Raw genomic sequence first — 22,152 nt, 5'->3', positions numbered from 1 at the left:
TTTTGGCGATTTTCGTAGAATTTATTCCGTAATGAGACCCATCATTTTCCTATCCTTGTTTGTACTTCATTTCCCTATCTATTATTCTCCTTTCCACATATTTAGTAGCTCATTTATTTGTTGCTGAAGAATACCTTTTGCTTCCGAAGTAATATGCTTTTGCATCTGCGGCTTATCGATTGTCTCTAAAAACTTTTCTGAAAATTTAACAGCTTGTTGTTTATGCCCTTTTTGCTGATGATGCTCCGCCTGTCTTAGTGTATTGGTTAGTTGATTACTTAATGGCTTTCTCACTTCATCACTTGCAATTAATTCATCAAGGAGTGTACGGATTCCACCAATGCTAACCATTTCTTCATTCTTTGCAGTTGTAAAACTCCACATGGCTGATTTCGCCTTTTCTCCCACTTCATTTTCGATTGTTGTGTACCAATAATAAGTTTTATCTGCCGCTAAATTATTCCACGGTACAGTCACCAACTCATTATCTTTAAACTTCTTATTGACAGTATCAATTTCTTCATCTGTAAAGACATTAATCCCTAAATAGTTAGTTGATACTCGCTTCGTCATCAGCTCTAAATCAAGCTCTAACGTGTACGGTGGGAATAAATCATATGCATCTAGTGCTGGAGAATACGTATTGACATAAATTTTATTACTTTCCATATCAACATTCATTACATTCATATACCCATCACCGCCACGATCTGCATCTTGGAAATTTCCCAATAATTGATGAACAACCCGATTAGGAGTTCCATCCCCATCATCATCGACCTTTGTCGATAATACTTGAATAGGTTGAGAGGCGTTTCGTAAGAGAACTTTACTTCCATGATAATGTCCGCCAAGTACAAGCTTTACATTTTCATTTGGCAATACAACCTCTTGATAAAGGCGTTCTCCAATATTCGATCTGTCCCCATTTCCACTCAAATATTCGTGGAAATTTAAAACAGCAAAACGATCAGGATATTGTGCTAAAACATCATTCATCCACTTAATTCCAGCGGCATCTGGTTGCCACCCCATATAAACCATTATAAAATCCATACCATGTGATGAGATTAAATCATAATGTCCTCGATTATTTTGATAAGAATCACCATAGAATGGTTGGTTTTGAAATCGATCTGCTCCAAAATAAGTATAATAGTTTGTATAATCAAATTCTGGCTGTAATTGAATATCATGATTTCCCGCTAAAACTCCATAAGGGACATTTGCATCCTCTAATACCTTCATATATTGATCTGCATATTCCCATTGATATAGTTGATTATAAGTGTTAACAAGATCTCCTGTGTGGAAGACATATTCAATATTCAGCTCATCTTTTTTGTCTGCAATCCAGTTAACTTGTGATTCATATAGTTCAGGGAATACTTCTGTATAGAATTGTGTATCAGATAACCAGACAAAACTATAATCATAGTCATCACTTGGTGGAATTTCATCCTGTACAAGTACATGGATAATTCCATCGCGAACATAATCCTCAACTACTACTTCCCCTTCTAAAACAAAGATTTCTTCGGAATCTGCAACCGTAAAATCAACCATTTTCCATTGATCTGAAGCAAAATCCCAAGCATACATCGTTACTTTTCTTCCCTCAAGGGAGGAACCTTGCCACTCAATCTCCACTTCCTCTTGTTGGAGTGACATCTCATCTAGAGGAATCTCAAAACGATGATATGGAAATTCCCCTTCAGCATCCGTCGTTATTTTTCCAATCTTCGGATTATTTAATAACTCATATTCTTCTTCAGTAAATTCAGACTCACCATCTGGTACTCTCTCTGCCGGCGGCTCTGTATCTACTGCATTTTTGTAGATTTTTATTTCATCATTCCATACTGTATTGATTGATTTTCCCTCATAAAAATGTACATCTAATTCAGATTCTTCTTTATTAGGAATCGTGACACTTAATTCTATATCAGTCTCTAAACCCATCGCATTATTTTCTGGCGATCGAAGATGAGCAGATTCTAGTACTTTTTCCTTTTCGATAGTGAATGTCTCCGTTTTTGTTTGATTGATTCCATTCGATGCAAGAAAGTAATACTGGAGATCATCATTACCAAATTCAACGGTAGATTGAAATAAACCTGATTCTTCACCGCTAATTAAAGAAACAGAATGAAACTCTTCGTCCTGTGCATCTTTATAAAATAATTTCATATCTGCAACGAACAAATCATCATTTACTTCTGCTGCAATATTCACCATTTCCCCAGGATGTGCCAATTCTACATCTGTCTGATTTTGAATGACTGGCTTCATATCTGGAGCAATAGCTTGTAATTCTGCAGGGATCAAATCTTTTTCCACAGTTCCTGGTGTTGCAGGTTCATTATCACGTACTTTAATCATTTGGTTTGAACTAATAGGAAAGTGATAGAAAATGCCCATATTCTTATATACATCTTTTGTGGATTTATTATAACCTGCTACAGCCACATCTATATTTGTATTTGTCGCGATGACTAGATCGCGTTCAGCCGTGTTTGCCATACCTCCACCAGCAGGCGCTTTGACGATATCCTCATTTTCTACTAAATCTGTTCCGTAATTTTTATTAAAGTCCGCTACTGTCTCTTCTCCATTTTTCCCATTATCTACCCAAAGAACGAGAGGCCTCCCTGGTTCAATCATAATATCTGTTAATCCTTCAAACCAAATGGCTTCAGACCCTGTTGGATAGCGATAAATAATATGAAAATCTCCAAAGTTTAGCCGTTGGTCCGTATTATTATAAACTTCGATATATTCGTAAGCATTTGCACCATCAACATTTGAAGAATCTGGCACTACCTCTGTAATTAATAATGGTGGCGTGTTTTCATTTTCAGCAGCAGTAATGGTAATAGAGTTAATGTCGGTAGTTGTCTTTTTAAATCCATTGGAAGCCTCTAAATAATAGTCTAACTCCTCCATACCGATAAGATTTTGAATGGGGACTTGATGTTGATAGAATCCTTCATCATCTTTTTCTAAATTAAGTGAATGATAGTCTTTTTCTTCTTTTCCCTTATAATATAAAGTCATAGTCGTTAAGAGATAATGATCTTCTGCCGAAGCTTTAACTTGAACATGATCAATTGGTTGCTGTGATTTTGTTTGATCTTCAACATATGGAGCCTTGTTTGTGTCAATCATCACAGGTTTTTCTGGAATCAATTCAGATTCTACAATTCCAGGAGTGGCCATTTTCTCTGCCGCACTCACTTTCACCATCTGATTAGATCCATCCTGTGGATACTGATAAAAAATCCCTAAATTCTCTCCCACATCAAAAGTGGCTTTATTATATTGAGCAACAGCTACTTCTTCACCTGTATTCGTTCTAATGATAATATCTCTCATTCTTTGATTTGCCATGCCACCTGGCATCTTCACAATATTTTTATTTTCAATTAAATCACTACCATAAAGCTCATTAAATTCTGTAACATTCATATCCTTATTGGCACTATTTTCTATCCATAAGACAAGAGGCTTTCCAGGCTCGATCTTAATATCTCTTTTATTAGGCACCCAAATTAAATCATTTTCCGGACCTACGGGATATCGATAAATAATTTGATATTCTGCAAAATCTATCACTTGATTTGTATTATTATAAACTTCAATAAACTCAAAGGCATCCGTATCGTTCATCCGAGTAGATTGTGGGACAATTTCCGTAATTAATAATGGTGGCACTGTGTTAGCCTTAATCTGCTTTTCGGAATCTTTTGCATGAACTGTGGTATGCAAAGCAGGTATGGAAAAGATGAGAACGGTCACAAGCATCATCGATAAAACGTGGTTCATATTATTTTTGATTAATAAATTAATCTTCATATAATCCCTACCTCGTAAAATATTTGGTGTTGATTTTCCGTTTTTATACGAATTCATTTTTGAGTTTACAAGCTGTTATAACTCTGCTGCTTTTCAAATGTGAACAAATATAGCGTGAGCCTCTAATTTTGGGAGCCTATATCTCATATTCCACTGAACCGCTGTCTTTCCCTCTAGCAAACTCATTTTTTGCTAATTTTCTTGGATAGCTTATGATCGATTCATTCCTGAGGCAGTATAGTAAGCTCAATCCTCCTTTCTGTTAGAAAAATGGAAATCTCTCAATAAACAAACTATATATACATATCTGAATTTTCACTTTATCCATTTTTTGGTAATTAGTCAATACATTTGATTTATTTATAAACTCCTCCTTAATGCCATTCCCTTAAATTAAGAAAACTAGTTTTCTCATAAAGTCACGATAATGTTATGATTTAAATGTACAAAGTTTTTTCTTCTCAAAATCTTATTACTAGGAGGTCAACAGTTTGAAAGTACAGCATGCACGGACCAATGCATCTGAGTGGGTTTATACTCATGCTCGTCATGTCCAGGGATATAGTGGAGCTTATTTTAGTGGTTCAATAATCGGATTATCTGAGCAAGATGATTTGGCTCCCTCTTCTGATGTAGATATTGTTGTTATAACAGAAGATGAGCCTCCCTTTAAATTAGGGAAATTCATTTACAAAGGGACTTTATTAGAAGTCACATACTTAACTTGGAAGCCATTGTCCACCGTCGAAAAGGTTCTTAGCTCTTATCATTTGGCTGGTAGTTTCCGTGTCGATACAATTATTGATGATCCAACCGGACGATTACGTTCGTTACAAAAAGCTGTTTCTCAACACTTTTATCAGCTGGAATGGGTACGGCGCAGATGTTTAAATGCCCGAGAAAAGGTCAAGAATGGCCTCCGTTCCATTAATAGAAATGCTGCATTTCACGAACAAGTGACCTCTTGGTTATTTCCAACAGGCGTCATAACTCACATCATCCTTGTCGCTGCTTTAGAGAATCCGACCGTAAGAAAGCGTTATCTAAAAACAAAGGAAGTCTTGATCAACTATGGCTATGAAACTCTTTATGAAGATTTATTAGATTTAGTGGGTTGTGCTCATTGGCATCCTCAACAAGTTCAACAACATTTAGAAGCACTTCGACAAACATTTGATAAAACAGTGGAGGTAGCAAAAACTCCCTTTTTCTTTAGTTCAGATATTACGGAGGAATCCCGCCCAATCGCAATTAGTGGTAGCCAATCACTTATTGATAGTGGCCATCAGAGAGAAGCTGTGTTTTGGATTATTGCTACCTTTGCACGTTGTCATACTATCCTTGCCGTTGATGCTCCATCCTTACATCATGAATATTTTCCATTTTTTCAAGCAGCTGTCGGTGATTTAGGTGTTTTTTCGACAGATGACTTATTAGAACGAGCTGAAAGAGCGCGACAATTTCTTCCTCCAGTATGGACCGCAACAGAGGATATTTTAGATAAAAATCCTTTGATTCAACGATAGCAAGATTAAACGTAAAAGCCCGCCGGTTCAGGAATACAGTTTAAGTACGCACCGTCTTCCTAAGCATTGAATTAAACTTGTCATCTCTACCATAAAGAAGCAACTAGTTAAAATTTTTATAATTTCTTACACAAAAATAAATCATGGATCGGCTTTATGCCCGATCCATGATTTATTTTCAGCTGTTACTCATTTGAAGACTCTTCATTCTGAATGTGATTCGAGTCGCTGCTATCTAGTTCAGCTTGCCCTGTGCCAGAATCCGTTTGCTGATCTGTTTCTTCCTGCAGTCCTTTTTCAATTGGAGCTTCTATCGATAACGTTTGTCCAACTTGAAGACTATTAGGATCGCTAAGATGATTCCAATTCACAAGATCATCTTCTGTCACTCCCAATTTTTGCGCAATGCTTGTTAATGTGTCATTGGCTTGGACTGTGTAAGTAGCCCCCTCATTATTGACTAAAGAGGCATCTGTTAACTCTAAATGCTCTTTTAATAAGGTTTGGTATTTCTGTACTTCTTCTTTGTCCGGAAAGAAGTACCAGTACTTTCCAATATAGCCACCATCAAAATTTTCAAATTGATATTGCTCTATATTCTTTTCAATCCCTTTATATTGTTGTTGAAGGCTGACCATCTCTTTAAAGGAGAAATTCGTTTTCACTTGATCCCCTAATTCATTTAATACATCATCATACTTTAATAAAGAAGATAAGCTTCTCGCCTTATTCAAAATCGCTTGAATAATTTGTTTTTGTCTAACTTGGCGACCAAAGTCTCCTCGTGGATCTTCATAGCGAATACGTGAAAAAATAAGGGCTTCTTTACCGTTCATTGTAATTTCCCCTTCTGGAAAATGATGCTTTTTATACGTTAAATCCATATCATTCTTAACTGTCACCCCATCGAAAGCATCAATGATCCCTGTAAAACCATCCATATTAACTTCCACATAATAATCAATTGGAATATCCAAAAAATGTTCGACAGTGGCAATCGACATTTCCACTCCACCTCGTGCATAGGCATGATTAATTTTTTCCGTAGTACCATTACCAACAATCTCAGTACGTGTATCCCTTGGAATACTTAACATTTTAATTGTATTTAATTTAGGATTTACAGTTGCTACAATCATCGTATCTGATCTTCCTACATCGCTATCTTCATCATCAATTCCTAAGAGCAGAACCGAAAAAGGATCATTATTTGCAATAGAAACTTCCTCTACTCGCTTATCTGATTTTTCCACTTTCTCATGCATATTATCCAGAGCAGATGTAAAGGAAAAATAGAGATTGGCGACATATATTCCCACTCCTATCACCGCAATAAAAAATACGCTCAAGATTCCCCATAGTATTTTCTTTCTTTTCTTTTGCTTTGTTTTGTTTGCTCTCATTGTTTTCTCCCCATTAAGACAGTTTTATTTTTTGATTCAGTATAAGATAGGATGATCTTCTCATAAATTTCCTAGGATAAACTATTAGCAAAATCACTAGACGATCATTTCAATTCTTTTAAACATCACTCAACATATCTTGCTAGCCTCGAAGTAACTACAGTTCAAATTTAAATTCAAGAAGAACCTTATTCCCTGCTAAATTTCAGATTAAGAAATAGGATGCTTCTCTAATTATATTATACTCCGTTTTTACTATCGGCTTGGAAGTGTTTCATATAATAGTGAAATCACTCTGTTGAATATACTCTCCTATGCTTCCTTTTTGGTATATGGAAATGAAGCATAATTTTTCCAACCGTCTTTCTCTTTTTCATATGATTGCTTCACTCTCTAGATGAAGATAATCATTTAACCTATCCCCTGTCAAATATTTTTCTTCTCATACCTTTAAGGAACGTTGGAATATTTGTTGAGTTCCCCAAGCGATGCTCAAACCTTTTTACTGGATTAGGCATAACCTAATTTTCAGCAACTCTATTTTAGGATAAGAATACTCACGGTCAACCTCTATTAATTCAATGTTCATCATTTCATATCTTACAGTTGCTACTTATTTTTAACTGTAAGTAATCTTGACTTTACTATTCCCAAGAGAGTTAAGCATCTTCTTAAAATATATACTCACAATAAGCCATGTTCATGATATTTCGCTGAAAAAGTTACTAATACTCGAATTAGTCGATTTGCGGTCACTCATTACGCTCATTACTTCATAATAAGGCCATGCAAAAGGAGCATGTAATGTTATGTTTTCCATAATGCCGTATAATCTCAGTTCCACATTCCTTATAACTTATTGATAATCTAATATCGACAATTCAATAAACATCTTTACAAATCGCATTATATAAAAATGGAAATAGTCCTCTTTTCCAAAAAGTAGCAGTATATTTCATTGTTTTATTCTTAGCAATATCTTTAAACTTTCTTTTTTCGAAAAAAATACCTCCTTACACGTATTTATCCTTTTTTGTCGAAAGGGATTATTTTTTGTAAAAATATCTATAATTAGAATGAAGGAAATGTTTTCAAAGAACAAGGGGTATTGAAAACTTTCTTTTTAAGAATCTAGGAATCCATTTTTTTATAAAGGGGAAAACTTGATAAATTCTGCTGCGTGAACCCAAAAAAATCCCGAAGCGTTAAAGTTCGCCTCGGAATTTAATAATTTTTTTATTCTTTTACAGCTATTTGATGCTCTTCATGTTCATGTAAATCTTCATCATCCTGAACATGAATGATTAGATGATAATTCCCTGTTTCCTCAAAGATAAATGATGATGAATATTCTCCTACCGCTCCCTCTTCAGCATCTAGCCATTCATGTTCTTCCGCGTTTTCTTCCCAAATTTCGTAACGAACCCGCGCATCCTTCAATGGCTCATTCTCAAGTTGAATATGAACGATTAAGTCTGTTTCGTCCCCTTTTTTTACATTTTCAGGTTCCATAAAATGCATGCTAAAGCCTTCCGCATGTTCTCCATGGCCATGTTCTCCATGGCCATCTTCTCCTTCGTCGTCATGACTCTCCTCTGCTGCTCCTTCTCCTACTGTCACAGCTTGCTTCGGCATATTATGCATCCCTCTTGCTGTCACATGCACTTGAACAGTGAAGGCTCCATCATGATCAAAAGTTGTTTCAGCCTCATAGGTCCCATCCTGGTTATTCACCGCATCAATCATAGTGCTTTCTTCTTTTTTTCCTTCTTCCCAAATTTCAAATTGGACTTCATCTGCATCAGCAACATCTTCATCACCTTGTGTCACCACAGCTTTTAAATCCATCTTCTCATCAACTTCAACATGTTCAGCTACTTCTAACTGAACTTCAAGTATCGCAGGCACCTCATCATCCTGAGTTTTGGCATCATTCCCACAAGCAGCTAACGACATAAGCGCAATTCCTAGCATGACACTCCCAATTGTTCTTTTCATATCGATTCTCCTCATCATTTTAATTTCGAATGTTGGCAAATGGTCCCATTCATTTTTTTATCAATTGCTACAACTGCTTCAGCAAATGGATAAAGCTCTCCCCCAAACCCTTTTTGAAATTGGGTTGCCTCTTGGTATGATTCAAATACAAGTACTTGTGGCTCACAACAATTTAAGTTTAAATTAGTTCCCAACATAAAAGTTGCCATTTTTGCACTGATCGTTGTATCCTTTAAAAAATCATGACAGATAACTTGCGATACCTCTTTTGCGATATCTTTGTAGCGCAGTAGACCGCAATGAGCACAGCATGTTGTTTCAATTTCCTGGTCAAATCTTATTAATTGGACTGAAAATCTCGATTTTGCTGGTTTCAAACAATATGTACAAACATCTAGTGATATGGATTGTTTTGGTAAGATGGAAATCCCTTTGGATGTCTTTAACACTTTTTTCTGGTCCAATAATGGCTTAATATCGCGATACACTGTCATTTCGGAGACATTAAACCGTTTACTAATATCCGCTATACGTAGGCTTCTTTCTTCCTCTAACCATGTTAAAATTTGCTGTTGTCTTTCAATTGGTAGCAAGTCATCTCCCCCTTCTTCCTCTATTATGCATAATCTAAATTTGTCCTGGCAAGTATATCCATGATAAAATATGTGAATATTTGTTGAAGTTTAACAAAACTAACACAATTACAAAAAATAAAAGCACCCTTATCTTTCGATTGATTTAAAAGATAAGAATGCTCTGATGTTATTTTTATTAAAGATTTATCATTTTCCGACAAAAGACTCCCTCTTCAATTTTGTGCAGGGCATAGCCCAAAAATAAGTGGGAGATGATTGTCGGTTGGGGTATGCAGAACGCACGTTTGCCTGGTGCAATATTCCTGTAAGTTGTTCTTTGAAAACTGAAGATATGAGGTTGTGACAGGAAAAACGTCTGTCACGTAAAATCTTCGACGTTCTATCGCCTCCACGCATTCCGAAGTTGCGAAAACCAAGCTAAAGTAGGGTGCGTGGCGAGTCAACGTACAGGACATATAAAGCTTTCACCGTAGGGACTACGGGTAGAGCCTGCTAAAATAACCGAGGGATGCCTTGGTGTTCGCAGGAATCTCCCACTTCAAATTTCGTTAGAAATTAAGTGGTGAGTAGTTCAACCTAATCATTTAGAAGCTTGATAGGAAGCATTAAACTCTTCTATTACCTGTTCCCCACCAGCCTTTTTCCATTCCTCGATCGCTGCATCAAATCCTTGATCATCCATTTGTCCAAGAAAATACTTATAAGTAGCATCTTCCATAATTTGCGCTAAAGTTTCTGAGTTTTTAATAAATGTTTCTGACTCTAAGTTAACAGTTGGATCATGAACAAGATAATTATTATTGTCATAGTACAATTCATCTGCTTTTGCTCGAGGCTCATATTCAAAATATCCTTCATATCTACCATTTGTTTCAGGCTCCCCAATTTCAAACGGTGTATATGGTCTAATTTCTCGATCATAGGTCGCTAAATTACTTTGGATAATGGAGGCCTTTCCTTCTATTACTTCATAATGTTCTCCCTCCACACCCCAATAAAGAAGATTAGATCCTTCTGGTGTCATTAAATAGTCAAAGAAGCTTAGTATTTTCTTTAATTGCTCCTCTGATTTTACCGCTGATTTTGGAAACATAAGTAAGCTTCCATAGCCTGGGATCGCTCTTGTACGATATTCACCATCAGGCCCTTCGATATAATTGTGAACATCAAATTCAAGATCAGGATTAAGTTTCTTGGCATCCTCATACAAAGTGATCACATCACCCATTGTTCCAATATAGACTCCAGCTGTGCCGTTTTTCAATAAGTTTTGTTGATCTGTTTTACTTGTAACGGGTGCATCCTTATTGATATATCCATTATCAAATAAATCCTTAAAATATTTCATTGCTTCTCGATATTCAGGAAACATAAATTCCGGCAATAATTGACCATCCTTCTCTCCCCAGTTATTAGGGGCTCCATGCCATGTAGCGAAGTTCTGAAAGGTCCCCAGTATTTGCCGATCTGTTAATCCAATTGTATCATTCTTTCCGTTTTCATCTGGATCCTCTAATGTAAACGCCTTCATCATATTGTATAATTCATCAAGATTAGTAGGAGCTTCTAGACCTAAGCGTTCTGCCCAATCTTTTCTGTAAATAAGACCTTGTCGAGAAAGGGGCCTACCAGCATACAAAGAATAAATTTTACCATCAACAAGTGTATTATCCAAAATTTCTGATTTTAATTTACCCAAATTAGGAAATTCATCAAGATATGGACCTATTTCCCAATATTGACCATCACGAATGGCATCTTTTTGTTGAACGAAATTTACTGGTTTAATTAGGAAAACTTCTGGTAAGGTTCCTGTAGCAAGAGCTGTATTAAATCTTTCTTCATACGTATTATCTGGTACCCATTGAATTTCCATTTTAGTATTTGTAGCTTCTTCGAGTAAGGTTTGCAAGTTAGAATCAGGTGTTTCTGCAACATGCAAATTTAGCATAATCGAAAATTCAAATGGTTGATCTGTTGCCGATTCTTTAGTACCACTGCTTCCGCTCTTACTACAACCCAGTAATAGCAACAAAATGAAAACAAACATGACCAACTGCTTACAAATTCTTTTGCTCATCCATATCCCTCCTAGTTTCCCCTACTTCTTCTATCTTTGAGTAAGGTTGCTACTATTTTACAACAAAATAACAACGTTGTTAACTATAATATGTAAGAAAATTTAGATTATGTTTAAAATCCACCTATTAACCTTGTATTTATTATGAATAAAGCAAAGAGTCAAAATTCTCCTTGACACATATCGCTAATCACTATAGGATTAAATGACAAATACATAGACTTGTCTTATCACTAAAGATGGAGAATTTGAATGAACAGGTTTCCATATTACTAAGGTCTCTAACAACCATCTTCAAGGTAAGAAGAGTAGCAACATGCATTACCCAACCTCTTCCGTTATTTAGAAGAGGTTATACTTAGTTTAAAAGGAGCGGGGAAAATGACAAAAACACTGGCAAAAACACCATTTCGTGCAGATATTGTTGGAAGCTTCTTACGTCCACAATCATTGAAAGATGCACGGAGTCAATTTCAGGCAGGGGAAATCACTAAAGAAGATTTACGTTCTATTGAAGATTTAGAGATTGCCAAGCTGGTAGAAAAGCAAAAGGAAACTGGTCTACAAGTCGTAACAGACGGAGAATTTCGGCGTAAATATTGGCATGCTGATTTTATTTGTGCCTTGGAAGGGATTCGTACGGTGGAAGTGGAAGTGGCTGGTTTTTTTCAAGGGGAAATGAAAAAGCTTACATCTTACACAGTTGATGCTCCGCTAAAATTTCCTATTGATCATCCATTTTTAGCTGACTTTCGCTATTTGCATGGATTAGCAGGCGATCATACGGCTAAGATCACGATTCCTGGTCCAAATATGATCTTTCATTCTGGAGTCTTGAACAGCGAATTATACATTGCTAATCCTTCTTATCCGTCTCTGGATGATGTTGCAAGGGATATCGCAAAAGTTTATCAAGATGCGATCCAAGCCTTCTATGATGCAGGTTGTCGCTATTTACAACTAGATGATACAAGTTGGGGTGCTTTCTTCAGTCAGGCATCTCGGGAAAAGCTGGAAGCTAAGGGTTGGAATGTAAATGAAATCATGGAGAGATTTGCCGATATAACTATAGATTCGATCGCCAATAAACCAGAAGATATGATGATTTCTCTCCATGTATGTCGTGGAAACTTCAAATCTGCCTGGTTATATGAAGGAGATTATGAGGCAGTAGCGAAGCAATTATTTTCTAGAGTCAATGTAGATGCATTCTTTTTAGAGTTTGATAATGAACGCTCAGGAGATTTTGAGCCACTACGTTATATTCAGAAACAGAACGTAGTATTAGGCTTAGTTACAACGAAAACTGCGGAATTAGAAGATCCTGAAGAGATTAAGAAACGCGTAGCTGAAGCTGCTGAATATGTTGATCTTGAACATCTATCATTAAGTCCTCAATGTGGGTTTGCTTCAACTGAAGAAGGAAATCTCATTACAGAGGAAGAGCAATGGTCGAAAGTACAGCATGTTGTCCAAATTGCTCATGATATTTGGGAAGAATAGCCAGTAAACTCCCCCTCTCTTAAAATAGAGAAGGGGGGTTTTATTATCTTGGAAAATAGCTATTTTCTATAGTGGCCGGGGGGTAGCACTTCATTATCAAGGAAAATTCCCCTTGTTTTTAGACTGGATATTGATTATTTGTCTCTACACAACAAAGACAACTATCCTTTCAAACGAAGAATAGTTGTTTCTTCCTAATGGTTTTTTCAATAATTATAGAGCGAATACTCCGCGCTTTTGTAAAAAATCAATTACTTGATTCACAGATGTTTCAATATCTTGTTGATCATTTTCTATCACAATTTCAGGGTTTGTCGGTTCTTCATAAGGAGCGCTAATTCCAGTGAATCCCTTTATCTCTCCAGCTCTTGCTTTTTTATACAATCCTTTTGGATCGCGCCGTTCACATTCTTCTAAACTACATTTTACAAAAACCTCAAAAAATTCATCAGGTTCTACCATTTTGCGGACAAGTTCACGATCTTCTTGATAAGGTGAAATAAATGCTGTAAATGTGAGTATACCAGCATCCACAAATAATTTACTCACTTCTCCAATCCGACGAATATTTTCAGAACGATCTTCTTGGCTAAAACCGAGGTTTTTATTTAAACCATGGCGGATATTATCCCCGTCTAATACATATGTACTTATTCCTTGTTCATGTAATTTTTTGGCTACGGAAGCACATAATGTCGATTTTCCTGAAGCAGAGAGTCCTGTGAACCAAACAACAGCACTTTTATGACTGTGCAATTGTTGTCTTTCCCCTTTCGTCACCAGTTGATCTTGCCACGTAATATGCGATTTCATCCATCTTCTCTCCTTTCAATCTTTAGATGATTGCAATCCTACGATTAACACTTCTGCCACCTCTGGACGCGAAAATTCACGTGGTGGTTTTTCACCTTTCCTTAGTAATTCCCTTACTTTCGTTCCACTTAAATGGATATGGTCTTTCTCATGATGAGGGCAGGTTTTAGATGTAGCCATGCTTTCACAACACTTACAATAAAATGCATGTTCAAATTTCAAAATCGTTATCCCAATTTCCGCCTCAAACTTCCCGACAAGTTCTTGTGCTTCATATGTGCCATAAAAATCTCCTACCCCTGCATGGTCACGTCCAATAATAAAATGAGTACACCCGTAATTTTTGCGGACAAGAGCATGCATGATTGCTTCTCTTGGCCCTGCATAACGCATTGCTGCGGGATAAATTACTAATTTTACCCTATCCTCTGGATAATATTTTTCTAATAAGATTTGATAACTTTTCATTCGTACTTCGGCTGGTACATCATCCGCTTTTGTTTCCCCTACTAATGGATTAAGGAGCAAACCATCAACATTTTCCATAGCAATCTTTTGGATATATTCATGGGCACGATGAACCGGATTTCTCGTTTGAAAACCGACAACTGTTTTCCAGCCTAACTGTTGGAACATTTCCCTAGTTTCTTGGGGTGTTTTATGGAAAGCTGTAAAAGGATGATGACTGGGCTTTTGTAATAGACGAATCGGACCTGCAAAATAGATTTCGCCTTTTTCAAGAATTTTTTGCACACCTGGGTGTGTATGATCGATCGTTCCATATACCTTCTCAGCTTCTTTCAACTTATCGTAACTATATTTCTCCTCGAGAAGGAGTGTTCCATATATCTTGCCATCTTTGCCTTTTAATACAAGCTCTTCACCAATAGAAAATTCCTTTGCCTTTTCATAATGAACTGGCAATGTGATTGGGATACTCCAAAGTAACCCATTCGCTAAATGCATATGCTCTAATACATTTAGATAATCTTTTTGCTTCATAAATCCTATTAATGGGCTAAATCCCCCATTAGCGAGTAATTCTAAGTCTGATAAACTCCACTCTGAGATCGTTAAGGCTGGTAATGTTTCTGCTTTTTTCAGTGCATCGCTTTTTTCAGTATTGGGTACCTCTCTATTCATTAACTCTCCTCCATGTGGGCTAATGAGAGATGGTTGAATTTCTTGCGTTTTCATACACTCATCCTTTCAAAATTCCAGCAGTTGTTTAACATCCCTATTGATTCGTTATTAGTAATTTCTGTTGTTCCTCTCTGTATTTACCTGGGGAACAATTCACTTCTCTGCGAAATAACCGGCTAAAAAAGGCTGGGTCATCATATCCCACCTTAATAGCTATATCTATAACTTTGTCATCGCTTCCAATTAAAAGTTTCTTTGCCTTTTCAATTCGAATAAATTGTAGCATCTCCACGATCGTCTGATTAGTCTCCTGTTTAAAGAGACGATTTAAATGACGGGGACTGATCGTAAATAACTTACATAATGAAGGGATAGAAATCTTTTGATCGTAATTTCTGGCTAGGTAACCACATACTCTTTGAACTAATAAACTACTAGATTCAACTGCTGAAGAATCTAGCTGTTTATTTTGTTGTTCATTATATATTCGTGATAATAAAATTAATAATTCCACTAACTGTAATCGAATAAGGGTAGAGTAACAGGAGCCTTCTCCTCTATATTCGTACATCATTCCTTCTAATAAAGAATGGAGCCGCTCAGCATAGATTCCTTTCAAATTTAGCAAATGATGAAATCGTTCCTTATTATCCAAAAATGGATGAATATAAAAATAATCCATTGATTGTGAGACACCTAGTTCCTTTAACAATGAATCTTGAATCAAATTAGGTAAGAACAGACAATTGATAATATCAATTTTTTTCCCTACCTCAATTTCAAATGTATGAACCTCGCCTGGATTAATAATAAAAACATCATTTGTTTGGATTTGATAAGACTGTCCTTCAAAAACATGTCTTCCTTCACCTTTTACTACATATACCAATTCCACAAAATCATGAGAGTGAACTGGTGGAACATTCATGGAATCATGACGATATTGCTGAATCCAAAATGGAAATGCATTATTTTTCATATATTCTTGGCTTCGATATCTCATCGTACTCATCTTCAATCCTCCCTTATAGATCAAGATGAAATGGTAGAGCGATTAGATAAAGTTACGTATTTGTTTGAAATTATTTAATTTTACAAAACAAATGTATATTAATCAATTTGACATTTAGTAACAACAGTACGTTCCACACAAAGCAATGAAAAGAAGCCTCTTATTATTTGGTCTTTTTGCTCAAACTCTTTACTTCAATGACAGCACCATTTTCCTGATGAGAAAGGATGGCTGCCTCGATTACTTCCTGTGCTGCCAGCGCCTCCGAACCTGAGCCAGATATGTCGTCTGGGGGAATGTTCAATATGATTTCTTGAATAAATGTCTGTAATCTATTTTTAAATGTAGCATTAAATCCTTCCATACCTGTTAAAACGGAATTACGAATCACTGTTAACTCTGAATGCTGATGGGGATAATAAGTAACCTCATTATAGACATCCTTGATAACGAATCTTCCTTTTGTTCCCGCTATCTCACATTGTTCAATAGGGTGGCGATTATCCATATCATAGCTGCCAGTTAAATGTCCAACAGCCCCTGAAGCAAACTCCATATTAATAGAAGCAGTCGACCAAACCGTTCTCCCCGGTGCTTTTGTCATAAATGCCTGTACTCGTTGAATGTCCCCACCAAAAAAGCGCATAACATCTATGGAGTGAGGGTGCAATGCCCGTAAGTGGATCCATGGGGTCGATTCATTTGGATTTCCAATCGTTAGTTTCATATTTATATATAGTAAAGAACCGAGCTTCTCTTGTTCCACCCATTCTTTTGCCCTGTGAGCGGTTGGAGCAAATCGATGATTCAAATTACAAGCAAGCCTTATACCTTGCTCTTTTGCAAATGCGATCATTTCTCGTGCTTCGGATAGTTGATTGGATAACGGCTTCTCCACTAATACATCTTTTCCCATTTTCATTGCTAGCATGGCTGGCGCAAAGTGGTGAGATCCATTCTCTATTCCTCCTGTTGCAATGCTGACCACATCTACTTCTTCATTTTCTAATAAAGCTTTTAAATCAGTATAAGATTTTACACCAAATTGTAGTGATGCTGCTTCAGCCAATTTTTCATCCAGATCACAAACCGCCACCAATCTCACATTAGGAATTTCTTGATAATAACGACAATGCAATTTTCCGATATTCCGTAATCCAACAACCGCAGCTTTTAACAAGAACATCAACCCTTTCGATGCTTTAATGAGGCTGGGACAAAAGTGTTTTCGCTTGAGTAAAGTCCGAACTATTAGCGTGAAAATAACCCACTCCGGAAATATACTTCGCTAAGGTAATGCAATATTCGCTTTTGAGGATTAGCATTTTAGTTATGTCCCAGCCTCACGCATTATTTTTTGATCTTCTTTACATTATCTTCGACACATCTGCACTATGAATGTATTTCTTCCTCACACCTTCGATTCGTTCGCTTTTTCCTTTTCTTTCGCTTGTAAATCTTGTGCCGTTTCAATTGATCCAATATACATTGAATCAAAGGCTTCCTGCGATGTTTCAAATGGACCTTGTTCAAGCCCATGCCAATGTAGATTTGTGTACATTGGATTAGTCCTGCCTGTTGCATGTTCTCTTTTCGCGATATATGCTTCCATTCTTTCAGTCAATGCCTTAACAATTTCTGGCTCTCGCTCGGCCACATTATTCAATTCAAGTGGATCTGTAAAAATATTGTATAATTCCACTTCCGGTTTGAAATGAAGATCAGGCTCCAACGCACGAATTAATTTCCATTCCGGTGTTCTCCAACCATGCTTCCTCATCCACGTACATTCTGTAATATAAAACTCTGATGTTTGCTGGAAACGTTGGAGATCATGATGAACAAGCGGAAGCAAACTTTGTCCATCAAATGAAATATCCACTTTAATATCAAGTAATTCCAATATTGTTGGTGTCAGATCTTTTATTAAGGTGAATTCTTTCACCCTTTTCCCTGCCGGCAATTTACCTGGAAATTTAAGAATTAAGGGAATGACTAGATTGTGTTCATAAAGACCGTGGTGATCATACCAACAATCATGTTCATTCAATGTCTCTCCATGATCAGAAGTAATAATCACTAATGTTTCTTCCTCAATTCCTAATGTTTGGATACTTGTTAATATCTTTTGAATACAAGCATCCATATAAGCAATTGCTCCATCATATTGAGCATCCACATAATCAGCATCTGTACAACCTTCTGGTAACCATGAAGTGATATAATCTGCAAAGGGTTTAAATTCCTTTAATTTTTCTAATGATGTATTGGTTGGGTCACATTCATTCCCATCGTAAAATATCCGATCAAATGGCGCAGGTGGTAAATATGGAGAATGAGGATCCATATGACGCATAAATAAGAAGAAGGGCTTTTCTTCACTAGCTAATCTTTTCAGTTCTGGGATCGCGACTTTATTTAAGTTTTCTGCTTTTGGGCTTTTTCCCGTTTCATCTGGTCCCCATCCCGGATAGTCGATATATTTTTGAAAACCTCGTGATGATGGATTACCGGTAAATCCGATACAAGTTGTTTGATATCCATGATCATCAAGGATTTCTGGAAGGGTCTGTACATGATCTCCTAATGGTCCCTTATGACGAAGTGCCACTACATCGGTCCCAAAACAATCCATCCCCGTTAGCATAGAAGCATAACCAGGTGTAGTTGGAATACTAGGGCTAAAATAGTTTTCAAACAACACACCCTCTTTTGCGAATTGATCCATATGAGGGGTCGTCAAACGATCATATCCGTAGGAACTCATATGATCTCTGCGCAGACTATCAATACCAAACATAATAATATTAGGTTTCTTCATCTCTCATCTCTCCTTTTCAAAAAAAACGCCAACGCCCATTTAAAGAATGAACGGCTAAGTTCACACCGTCCTTCGGTAGTAAAATTAAGGTGCAACTGCCTGGTTGCTTCGTCTACACAGTCCATCCCTGTATATCTCAACACCGTTCTAGCTAGATTCTGTTGACCCCCTTATAAACTGACTGTCGAATAAGGGATCCTAACAGGCGAATCGATATTGACTTACGCAAGCAGGCACCGCACGTTTACTAGTTGTCGGGCGCTAGGGCTAGATCCAGCATGAGCTAGAATTTTAGACTTTTTTCTCTAGTGAAAACGCCAGGTTCACTCTTTTACCAACTTTGGCTTCCGAACTCCTATTTTTTGGAGACAGGCATTTAAATAACCGTAACTTTCGGCAGCCACAATCGAAACATCTGCTAGGGAATGTTGGTTAGCGCCAATTACTTCAAGACATACAGGGCCCTCATATTCCCCATCCACCAAAGCCTTGCAATAGGCGAATAAGTCGATGTCCCCTCGCCCACAAGCCTGGTTTTGAATGTCCCCAGGTCCAGCCGTTCTTCCTTTGCAATCACGAATATGCACATGCTTCATTCTACTTAATACCTTTGGCAATTCTTCTTCAGGATTTTCATTTCCACGATAAATATGACTTGGATCCATATCAATCCCAAATGCAGGTGAAGTAATATCCTTCATTGCTTGCAAAGTCGTTGGAGTGTTATAGATCGCATTACCGACATGTGCTTTCACACATAGAGTCACTCCATATTCCTCCGCTTTTTTCGATAAGGAACGAAGGGTTTCAATGGAATGTAATAAACTATTCTCATCTCCTGCTGTTCCACCCGGTCCTACATTGATAACGGGGATTCCTAATTCGGCACCAGCTTCAAAAGCTTGAATAAGTCGCTCTTCGTCAAGGGAAGCTACTTCCATGGATAAAAATTCTAATCCATTGTCTGCTACAATCGCCCGTAATTCTTCTGCTTGTTCTCGCCACCGATCTAACTGTAGATGTTCACACATTCCCTTAATGGCTGCAATCTCCACACCGTCATAGCCACAACTAGCAATTTGCTTGGCCGCAGTAGCGAAATCAAAGTCTTTAAATAAAACGGAATTAACTCCTAGTTTCATTATTTTACCCCTCCCGGAATTCGCTCTAAGTCTTTCACATCAACAATTGTTCCCGTTTCCCATGAACGGATCGCCGCTTCAATAATCATTTGTGCTTTCAATGCATCCTCCCCAGAGCCATTGACTCGATCGTATGTTACGCCCGCATTCAACTGATCAACAAAGGCATTAATTCGACTTTTAAATGTCTCAGGAAAAGCGCGCATTCCACCTAGATAGCTATACTTTTCAGTTTCAATATTATGTCGTGGATAAAATGTTAAATGTTCACATGCATCCTCAAGCACAAATCTTCCCTTCGATCCAACCACTTCACATTGCTCTAATCCGTAGCTTGCCCCTGCATCATAACTACCTACTAAATGACCAATCGCGCCATTTTCAAATTCCAAGATAATTTGAGCATTCGACCAAATCGCTCTTCCTTCCCCTTTCATCATAAAGGCTGCTACTCGTTTGACATCTCCACAAAAATAACGAATTACATCAAAGGAATGGGGATGCAGAGCACGAAGATGGAACCATGGAGAGGTTTCAACAGGATTATTAATCCACATTCTCATATTAATCATATGAATCTTTCCTAGACGTCCTGCTTCAATCCATGATTTGGCACGTTCAGCAGCTGGGGTAAAACGATGATTCAAATTGACTGCATAGGGAATTTGTTTCTCCTGAGCATAATCAACCATTTCTTGAGCTTCTTCTAGTTTATTGGAGATTGGTTTTTCTCCTAATACTGGAATTCCAGCCTCAAGTAATTCCATTGTAGGGGCATAATGCTCGCCACCATTTTCCTCCCCTTTTGTACAGACACTTACTAAATCTAATTGGATTTCACTAGCGAGCATTTCCTTGACACTGTAAAAAGCTTTTGCACCGTATTGTTGAGCGGCTTTGTCCGCTTTTTCCTTGACGATGTCGCAAACCGCCACGATCTTCGTATCCGTATTTTCCATGTAAACTGGGGCATGCGTATTCCCAATATTCCCTACACCGACAATCGCTACTTTTAATGTCATGAAATCATCCTCTTTTAATTTATTTTATTCAACGGAGTAACCCGTTGTTGTACACACGATTACTTGGCGCAAAGCGACTTTGCTCATGTTGACAAATTACGATCAGTCTTAATCAAGGCTTTTCTAATTAATATGATGGTAAGCGTTTTCTAAATTAGGTATTTCTCTCTGTTGTTTTATCTATATACTACAGAGATTTAATAGATGCTACATTGTGGATTCTGCCAAGTTCATGGTCAATTCGGACAATTTTTTAGAATTCACAATTCTAAACATTGTCGTTTATATTGAGTTGGAGTTAAAAGGCGATGATTTTCCGGTTGTTTATAGAAAGGAGAGCGTAATCCCTCAATAAGTTTCAATCTAGGGATGTCACTTTCGAGAGGACATCCCTAGTCCGATTATTTAAGTGTCAATGATTGTTTCTCAAACCGTAAAACACGATCACGTATATCACAGCAATTATTTAAATTCACATACTCCATAATAAAGGGAATACCTTCCGTATACTGATGATATAGTTGGAAAAATAATGGCCAATTAATATCTCCATCTCCAATGGCACGTCCATATGCATCATTAACTTTACGATCTTTCCCATGGAAATAAGCAATATAAGGAGCCAAATATCTAAACATATCTTCTTCAGATTGATTGGCAATCAAATTGGCTGGATCTAAAAGGACTTTAAGATGATTTGAACCAATTTGTTTGATCAAATCTACTGTTCGTTTCGCACTTGGGATAATATCTAACACACATGGTTCTAGGGCAATCGATATATTATAACTCTGCGCCTTTTGCACAAGCTGACCTAGGCGATCTTTAAATAGCTCAAAAGCAGATTCATAGGTATCAGCATTGATTCCCCTTTTTCCTGGAATAAAGCCACATTCTGTCGCAACATAAGGAATATTATTGATAGCAGCAATCTCCATCAATCGCTCAAAATAAGCTAAGTTTTGTTGTGCCTCCCCTTCGTCTAGCTCTAATAGATTCGTAAATACACCAATTGCTGTTACCTCAATCCCATATGCTTGATATACATCAATAATTTCCTTACTTTTCTTATTTGTAAGTGTTGTTAAATCAGATCTACCATTGTACACCCAATAATTAGAATCGGTTTGTGAGAAACATAATTCCGTCCACTTAAAACCCTCTTTTGCCAAAAATTCTGCTGTTTCCTTATTACTCATTTCGGGAAAGCTTCTTGATACCACGCCTACATCCATTTA

The 22,152-nt window shown here is 37.1% G+C and carries 15 protein-coding genes; 2 read left to right on the top strand and 13 right to left on the bottom strand.

Annotation, left to right across the window (positions count from 1 at the left end; genetic code table 11):
- Window positions 1–81: 81 nt before the first annotated feature.
- Window positions 82–3,912 (bottom strand): lamin tail domain-containing metallophosphoesterase family protein, encoded by a 3,831-nt coding sequence (locus J2Z23_RS16810; protein ID WP_209974632.1) that lies wholly within the window; start codon window positions 3,910–3,912, stop codon window positions 82–84.
- A 434-nt stretch (window positions 3,913–4,346) separates the two neighbouring features.
- Between J2Z23_RS16810 and J2Z23_RS16805 the strand changes: the two genes are divergently transcribed.
- On the top strand, window positions 4,347–5,381 hold the full coding sequence (locus J2Z23_RS16805) for a hypothetical protein (RefSeq protein ID WP_209974630.1): 1,035 nt from the start codon (window positions 4,347–4,349) through the stop codon (window positions 5,379–5,381).
- A 185-nt stretch (window positions 5,382–5,566) separates the two neighbouring features.
- Here J2Z23_RS16805 and J2Z23_RS16800 read toward each other — a convergent pair whose 3' ends face one another.
- The 4 genes from J2Z23_RS16800 to J2Z23_RS16785 form a co-directional block, all read right to left on the bottom strand.
- Window positions 5,567–6,784: an LCP family glycopolymer transferase gene (locus J2Z23_RS16800; RefSeq protein ID WP_064467851.1), complete on the bottom strand. Its 1,218-nt coding sequence runs from the start codon at window positions 6,782–6,784 to the stop codon at window positions 5,567–5,569.
- A 1,236-nt stretch (window positions 6,785–8,020) separates the two neighbouring features.
- Window positions 8,021–8,782 (bottom strand): FixH family protein, encoded by a 762-nt coding sequence (locus J2Z23_RS16795; protein WP_057994558.1) that lies wholly within the window; start codon window positions 8,780–8,782, stop codon window positions 8,021–8,023.
- 14 nt (window positions 8,783–8,796) lie between these two features.
- Window positions 8,797–9,375 (bottom strand): DeoR family transcriptional regulator, encoded by a 579-nt coding sequence (locus J2Z23_RS16790; RefSeq protein WP_057987122.1) that lies wholly within the window; start codon window positions 9,373–9,375, stop codon window positions 8,797–8,799.
- A 583-nt stretch (window positions 9,376–9,958) separates the two neighbouring features.
- Window positions 9,959–11,458 (bottom strand): extracellular solute-binding protein, encoded by a 1,500-nt coding sequence (locus tag J2Z23_RS16785; RefSeq protein ID WP_057987117.1) that lies wholly within the window; start codon window positions 11,456–11,458, stop codon window positions 9,959–9,961.
- A gap of 381 nt (window positions 11,459–11,839) precedes the next feature.
- Between J2Z23_RS16785 and J2Z23_RS16780 the strand changes: the two genes are divergently transcribed.
- The gene (locus J2Z23_RS16780; protein ID WP_057987115.1) at window positions 11,840–12,961 is read left to right on the top strand and encodes a 5-methyltetrahydropteroyltriglutamate--homocysteine S-methyltransferase; all 1,122 of its coding nucleotides are present in this window, start codon (window positions 11,840–11,842) and stop codon (window positions 12,959–12,961) included.
- A 213-nt stretch (window positions 12,962–13,174) separates the two neighbouring features.
- On the opposite strand, the gene cysC is transcribed toward J2Z23_RS16780, so the two are convergent.
- The 8 genes from cysC to J2Z23_RS16740 form a co-directional block, all read right to left on the bottom strand.
- Window positions 13,175–13,774, bottom strand: coding sequence for an adenylyl-sulfate kinase (cysC, locus tag J2Z23_RS16775; protein ID WP_057987113.1), 600 nt, complete (start codon window positions 13,772–13,774; stop codon window positions 13,175–13,177).
- Between the two features lie 15 nt (window positions 13,775–13,789).
- Window positions 13,790–14,971, bottom strand: coding sequence for a sulfate adenylyltransferase (gene sat / locus J2Z23_RS16770; RefSeq protein WP_064467850.1), 1,182 nt, complete (start codon window positions 14,969–14,971; stop codon window positions 13,790–13,792).
- A gap of 40 nt (window positions 14,972–15,011) precedes the next feature.
- A complete protein-coding gene (locus tag J2Z23_RS16765; RefSeq protein ID WP_057987109.1) occupies window positions 15,012–15,929 on the bottom strand; it encodes an AraC family transcriptional regulator in 918 nt (305 codons plus the stop codon).
- Between the two features lie 163 nt (window positions 15,930–16,092).
- Window positions 16,093–17,109 (bottom strand): Gfo/Idh/MocA family protein, encoded by a 1,017-nt coding sequence (locus J2Z23_RS16760; protein WP_057987107.1) that lies wholly within the window; start codon window positions 17,107–17,109, stop codon window positions 16,093–16,095.
- A gap of 231 nt (window positions 17,110–17,340) precedes the next feature.
- Window positions 17,341–18,750: a sulfatase family protein gene (locus tag J2Z23_RS16755; protein ID WP_057987105.1), complete on the bottom strand. Its 1,410-nt coding sequence runs from the start codon at window positions 18,748–18,750 to the stop codon at window positions 17,341–17,343.
- Window positions 18,751–19,073: 323 nt separating this feature from the next.
- Complete coding sequence (locus tag J2Z23_RS16750) at window positions 19,074–19,892, bottom strand: sugar phosphate isomerase/epimerase family protein (RefSeq protein ID WP_238482821.1); 819 nt, start codon at window positions 19,890–19,892, stop codon at window positions 19,074–19,076.
- Window positions 19,892–20,914 carry a Gfo/Idh/MocA family protein gene (locus J2Z23_RS16745; protein ID WP_057987102.1) on the bottom strand — a complete coding sequence of 341 codons (1,023 nt, stop codon included), beginning with the start codon at window positions 20,912–20,914 and terminating at the stop codon, window positions 19,892–19,894. Before J2Z23_RS16745 ends, J2Z23_RS16750 begins: the two co-directional genes overlap by 1 nt.
- 401 nt (window positions 20,915–21,315) lie before the next feature.
- Window positions 21,316–22,149 (bottom strand): sugar phosphate isomerase/epimerase family protein, encoded by an 834-nt coding sequence (locus J2Z23_RS16740; RefSeq protein WP_057987101.1) that lies wholly within the window; start codon window positions 22,147–22,149, stop codon window positions 21,316–21,318.
- Window positions 22,150–22,152: the final 3 nt, after the last annotated feature.

The sequence above is a fragment of the Lederbergia galactosidilytica genome, assembly GCF_017873565.1.
GTDB lineage: Bacteria > Bacillota > Bacilli > Bacillales > Bacillaceae_C > Lederbergia > Lederbergia galactosidilytica.
The sequence above is the reverse complement of the archived record's forward strand: the minus strand, read 5'-3'. Positions and strand labels throughout refer to the sequence as shown.